Annotated in this window: 1 protein-coding gene and 1 pseudogene; both read right to left on the bottom strand. The window is 74.3% G+C overall.

The genetic code is table 11. The annotated features are described in order from the left end of the window. Nucleotides 1-263: 263 nt before the first annotated feature. Nucleotides 264-4,622 carry a TIR domain-containing protein gene (locus MJ797_RS22925; RefSeq protein ID WP_239341089.1) on the bottom strand — a complete coding sequence of 1,453 codons (4,359 nt, stop codon included), beginning with the start codon at nt 4,620-4,622 and terminating at the stop codon, nt 264-266. A gap of 240 nt (nt 4,623-4,862) precedes the next feature. Beyond that, nucleotides 4,863-5,074 (bottom strand): annotated as a pseudogene (locus MJ797_RS22920) (integrase); the annotation flags it as partial.

The raw sequence follows: 5,074 nt of genomic DNA, 5'->3' as shown, positions 1-5,074 counted from the left end.
AGTATGAACATGCTGCTTGACCTGCGCGGACAGGCTTTTCGGCACCCGCAGCCTCATTCCTGGGCTACCCTCTACCGATCTCCCTGCGGTTGCTACCGTATACGGCCGAATCGCTCAAGACTTCGGGCGGTAGTCGCGGCTGTCCCGCCGAGGGCAGCAGGCGCACGGAGACCGTCTGCGCTGCGCGGGAGGCGACGAGGCAGTCGTTCACGAAGAGTTGGCCGGATCCAGAACGCACTCCCAGAGCCAAACGCCCAGTCTCGTCATTTCGAGCAGGGGTTCCGGTATGGGCGATCGGGCACATAGCGGTTCCAGTCGTCCTGGGCAAGGCCGACACCGCCGGTCCGTCTGCAGGCAGCCTCCACCCGATCGACTCGTGACCACGTCAGCTCCGTGACGTCGAGGAGCACCACCGCACCCGACCGGCTGCCGCCTTCCCATTGCCGAGTGGTGGCGGCGAGGGTGGCCCCGCCCGGGGCGAAGGCCACCGACCCGACGTCGGTGCCGGCGGGGATCGGGTCGCCCAGCTGGTGAGGGTGGTGCGGGTCGGTGACGTCGATGAGCACGACCGCACCCTGGCTGTTGCTGCTGTCACCCCGCTGCCGGGTGGTGGTGACGAGGGTGGCCCCGTCCGGGGCGAAGGCCAGCGACCCGGCTGTGTCGCTGTCGGTGATGATCGGGTCGCCGAGCTGGTGGGCGTGGGCCGGGTCGGTGACGTCGATCAGCACCACCGCACCCTGACTCTTGTGAGGATCCCACCGCAGGTTAGTGGCGGCGAGGGTGGCGCCGCCGGGGGCGAAGGCCAGCGACCCGACGCCGATGTCGCGGGTGGGGACCGGGTCGCCGAGCCGGTGGGGGTGAGCGGGGTCGGAGACGTTGAGGAGCACCACCGCACCCTGACTGTTGCCTCCGCCCCGCTCCTGAGTGGTGGCGGCGGCGAGGGTGGCGCCGCCCGGGGCGAAGGCCAGCGACCCGACGCCGATGGTGCCGGTGGGGACCGGGTCGCCGAGCCGGTGGGGGTGGGCCGGGTCGGAGACGTCGATCAGTACCACCGCACCCTGACTGTTGCCTCCGCCCCGCTCCTGAGTGGTGGCGGCGGCGAGGGTGGCGCCGCCGGGGGCGAAGGCCACCGACCCGACGTCGCCGCCGGTGGGGACAGGCTCGCCGAGCTGACGGGGATGGGTCCGGTCGGAAACGTCGAGGAGCACCACCGCACCCGACCAGCTGCCGCCTTCCCATTGCCGAGTGGCGGCGGCGAGGGTCGCCCCGCCCGGGGCGAAGGCCAGCGACCCGACGTCGTCGGTGCCGACGGGGACCGGGTCGCCGAGCCGGTGGGGGTGGGCCGGGTCGGCGACGTCGAGGAGTACCACCGCACCCCGGCTGCTGTAGCCCCGCTGTTGGACGGTGGTGGCGGCGAGGGTCGCCCCGCCCGGGGCGAAGGCCAGCGACCCGGCATCGTCGGTGCCGGTGGGGACCGGGTCACCGAGCCGGCGGGGGTGGACCGGGTCGGAGACGTCGAGGAGCACCACCGCACCCGACACGCTGCCGTCACTTCGCTGTTGGCCGGAGGCGACGGCGAAGACAGCCCCGCCCGGGGCGAAGGCCGCCGAGGCCCCCAGCCCGCCGGCATCGGTGGTGGGGACCGGCTTGCCGAGCTGGCGGGGGGCGGCCGGGTGGGAGACGTCGAGGAGCACCACCGCACCCGACACGCTGCGGTCGCTCCGCTGTTGGCCGGTGGCGACGGCGAGGGTGGCCCCGCCCGGGGCGAAGGCCACCGATAGGGCTGCGTCGCCGCCGGTGGGGACCGGCTCGCCGAGCTGGCGGGGGTGGTGGAGGTCGGTGACGTCGAGGAGCACCACCACACCCTGGCTGTTGCCATCGCTTCGTTCTTGGAAGGTGGCGGCGCCGAGGGTGGCCCCGCCCGGGGCGAAGGCCAGCGACATGACACGGCCGCCGGTGGGGATCGGCTCGCCGAGCTGGCGGGGGTGGGTCGGGTCGGAGACGTCGAGGAGCACCACCGCGCTCGACCAGCTGTTGACATTGTCTCCGCCGAGGTGCCGCTGGGTGGTGGTGGCGGCGAGGGTGGCCCCGCCCGGGGCGAAGGCCAGCGACCCGACGCCGACGGGGCCGGTGGGGACCGGCTCGCCGAGCTGGCGGGGGTGGGCCGGGTCGGCGACGTCGAGGAGCACCACTGCACCCTGGCCACTGCCACCTCGCTCCTGGACGGTGGCGACGGCGAGGGTGGCCCCGCCCGGGGCGAAGGCCACCGATAGGGCCGCGCCGCCGGTGGGGACCGGGTCGCCGAGCCGGCGGGGGTGGACCGGGTCGGAGAGGTCGAGGAGCACCACCGCACCCGACAGGCTGCCGTCGCTCCGCTGTTGGCCGGTGGCGACGGCGAGGGTGGCCCCGCCCGGGGCGAAGGCCAGCGGCCCGACGCCGACGGGGCCGGTGGGGACCGGCTCGCCGAGCTGGCGGGGGTGGGCCGGGTCGGCGACGTCGAGGAGCACCACCGCACCCTGGCCGCTACTGTCACCCTGCTGGTGGGTTGCGGTGGCGACGGCGAGGGTGGCCCCGCCCGGGGCGAAGGCCACCGAGAAGGCGGCACCCTGAGTGGTCAGGGCGGCGTCGATCTGGCTGGTGTCGAGGAGGGTGCCGCGCAGGCTCGCGGCCGTGACAGGCGTCTCAGCGATCGATTCGGCGGCGGCGCCGTAACGCAGCGCGGCGAAGGGGTCGGTGTCGCGGAGCTGGTCGGCGACGACTGTCAGGGCGTTGGCGGAGGTTGCGAGCCGCGCGTGTTCGGCGCTGCGCTCGCCGCCGAGCGCGACCTGCCATTGCGTGAGGCCGAAGACGGCCGCGGCGAGAGCCGCGACGAGCAGCACGCCGAGGTTGCGGATGGTCCGCCGTCGGCGGCGGGTGTTGCGCCGGCGGCTGGCCTGAAGGAACTGGGCGCCGGCGGGGGTGACGTCGGTGGGGGCGAGGACGCGTTCGGCGACGTCGACCCGGCCTTGTTCCCACAGGTGGTCGTCGGGCCGCCCACGGGCCTGCCAGGCGGTCGCGTCGTCCTCGACGTCGTTGCGTGTGCGCAGCGTGTCGGCGGCGTTGGCGACGGCGTCGGCGAGCGGCTTCCATTCGGTGAGGATCTTTTCGTGGGCGACGGTGAGCACAGGGCCGCCGCCCTCGTCGTCCCTGTCCGCGGTGAGCAGCCGCGCCTGGACGAAGTGCTCGAGGGCGTCCCGGAGTGGCTCGGGTAGCTGGCCGGGGTCGACCCTGCGGCGGGTCGCGGTGCCGCTGCCGTCGACGGCGACCAGCCGGAGCAGCCCGTCGAGAACCTGCCCTGTGGTGAGCCCGCCGGCCGAACAGGCGGTGGCCAGCGCCGCATCCGCCTGCCGGGCGAGCGCGCCGGAGACGCCGCCGAGGGCGTCGTAGCGGGCCGCGGACAACCGCCCGCCCCGGCCCACGCCCTCAGCGAGCTGGGCGAGGACGAACGCCAGCAGCGGCAGGCCATCGCCGCCGCCGGTGTCGGCGACGAGGCGGGTGAGGAGCTCGTCGTCGACACCGATCCCGGCGACCCGGGCAGGGCCTGTAACGACCAGCGGCAGCATGCCGGGTTCGAGCGGGGCGAGCGGGAACGGCGTTACCCGCAGCTCTGCGGCGGAGGCCAGGGTGAGCAACGGGTCGAGGAACTCCGAGCGCAGCGTCGCCACCACCCGCACCGGCCCGGCCGACGCCGCGCGCAGCAACCGGGCGAACCGGGCCGCGGTAGCCGCGTCGCAGCTGGTGAACAGCTCCTCGGCCTGGTCGACGACGACCAGTAGGTGGCTCGCGCCCCGCGCGGCGAGCAGGTCCGCGGCGCCCCGGCGCAACCCGTCGTCGCCGCCGAACAGCTCGTGGACGTCCGGCAGCACCCACCCGAGCTCGTCGCGGCCGGCGGCGAACAGCGCGCGGGCCACCGCGGCGGCCGGGTCGTGTTCGGGGACCACGGCCGGCAGCACCGCCCAGTCGGCGTCGGCACCGACGAGTGGCGCCAGCCCGGCGCGGGCCAGGGACGACTTGCCCGCGCCCGAGGGGCCGACGACGGCGAGCAGCCCGGCACCGGCCTGCTCCACCGGGGCGCGGACCAGCTCGGCCAGCCGCCGGGTCTCCGCGCGCCGGCCGAAGAACAGTCTGGCCATGTCGGCGTCGAACGCCCGCAGCCCCGGGTACGGCGATCCGTCGGCACGCCCCGCCCCGCCGCTGGCGTCGAGCCGGGCCAGCGCGCCGACCAGCTCCACTCGTGCCCGCTCGGGGTCACCGGCCAGGTCGGCGTATTGCACGTAGGCGACGAGCCGGTGCGTCGCACCGGCCTCGGCCCGCACCGGCAACAGGCGGATACCCGCCCAGGAGGCGATCCCGACCTCCGCCGAACACCACGGCGAGGCGGCGAACGCCGCCGTGACCACGCACACCACCGCGTCGGCCTGGCGCAACTCCTCGAACAGTCGGTCCTGCCAGTCCTCCCCGACCTCCAGGCCCTCGGCCAGGTCCCGGTCCAGGAAGACGTGGTGGTCATCGCGCAGCCAGTTCCGGATCCGTAGGGCGACGCCCAGGTCCTCGCTGGCATGGCTGATGAACACCCGCGCCACCGCCGCACCCCCCCAGATATGAGCACCTACCTCGTGACGACACGGCACGCTACACCTACAACCACACATCAAAGGCGCAAACCCATAGCTCTCCGCGATTGCCGCTGCCGCCCCGGGCATTGAGGCAGTCGCGCCCGCTTGCTGCTCCACCGTCTTGCATCCGGCCCACGAACGCTGTCGACAGCGTGTCTCACAGGCGACGCTCCCTCGATTAGCCGGTTAAGAGAGGTGTCCGCAGCGGCGTGCCTGCTGGCTGACCCCGGCTCCGGTCGGGGAGGCGGTGACTCCGAGGATGTGGACGCGGCGCGTCTGGATCTCCATCACGAACAGGACGTCCAGCCGGCGCACCGCGATGGTGTCCAGGTGGAAGAAGTCGGTGGTCAGTAGGCCGCTGGCCTGGGTTCGCAGGAAGGTGCGCCAGGTGGTGTCGGCGTGGGGCGCGGGGCCGGGCT

The sequence above is a fragment of the Protofrankia sp. CiP3 genome (assembly GCF_917627345.1).
GTDB lineage: Bacteria > Actinomycetota > Actinomycetes > Frankiales > Frankiaceae > Protofrankia.
The sequence above is the reverse complement of the archived record's forward strand: the minus strand, read 5'-3'. Positions and strand labels throughout refer to the sequence as shown.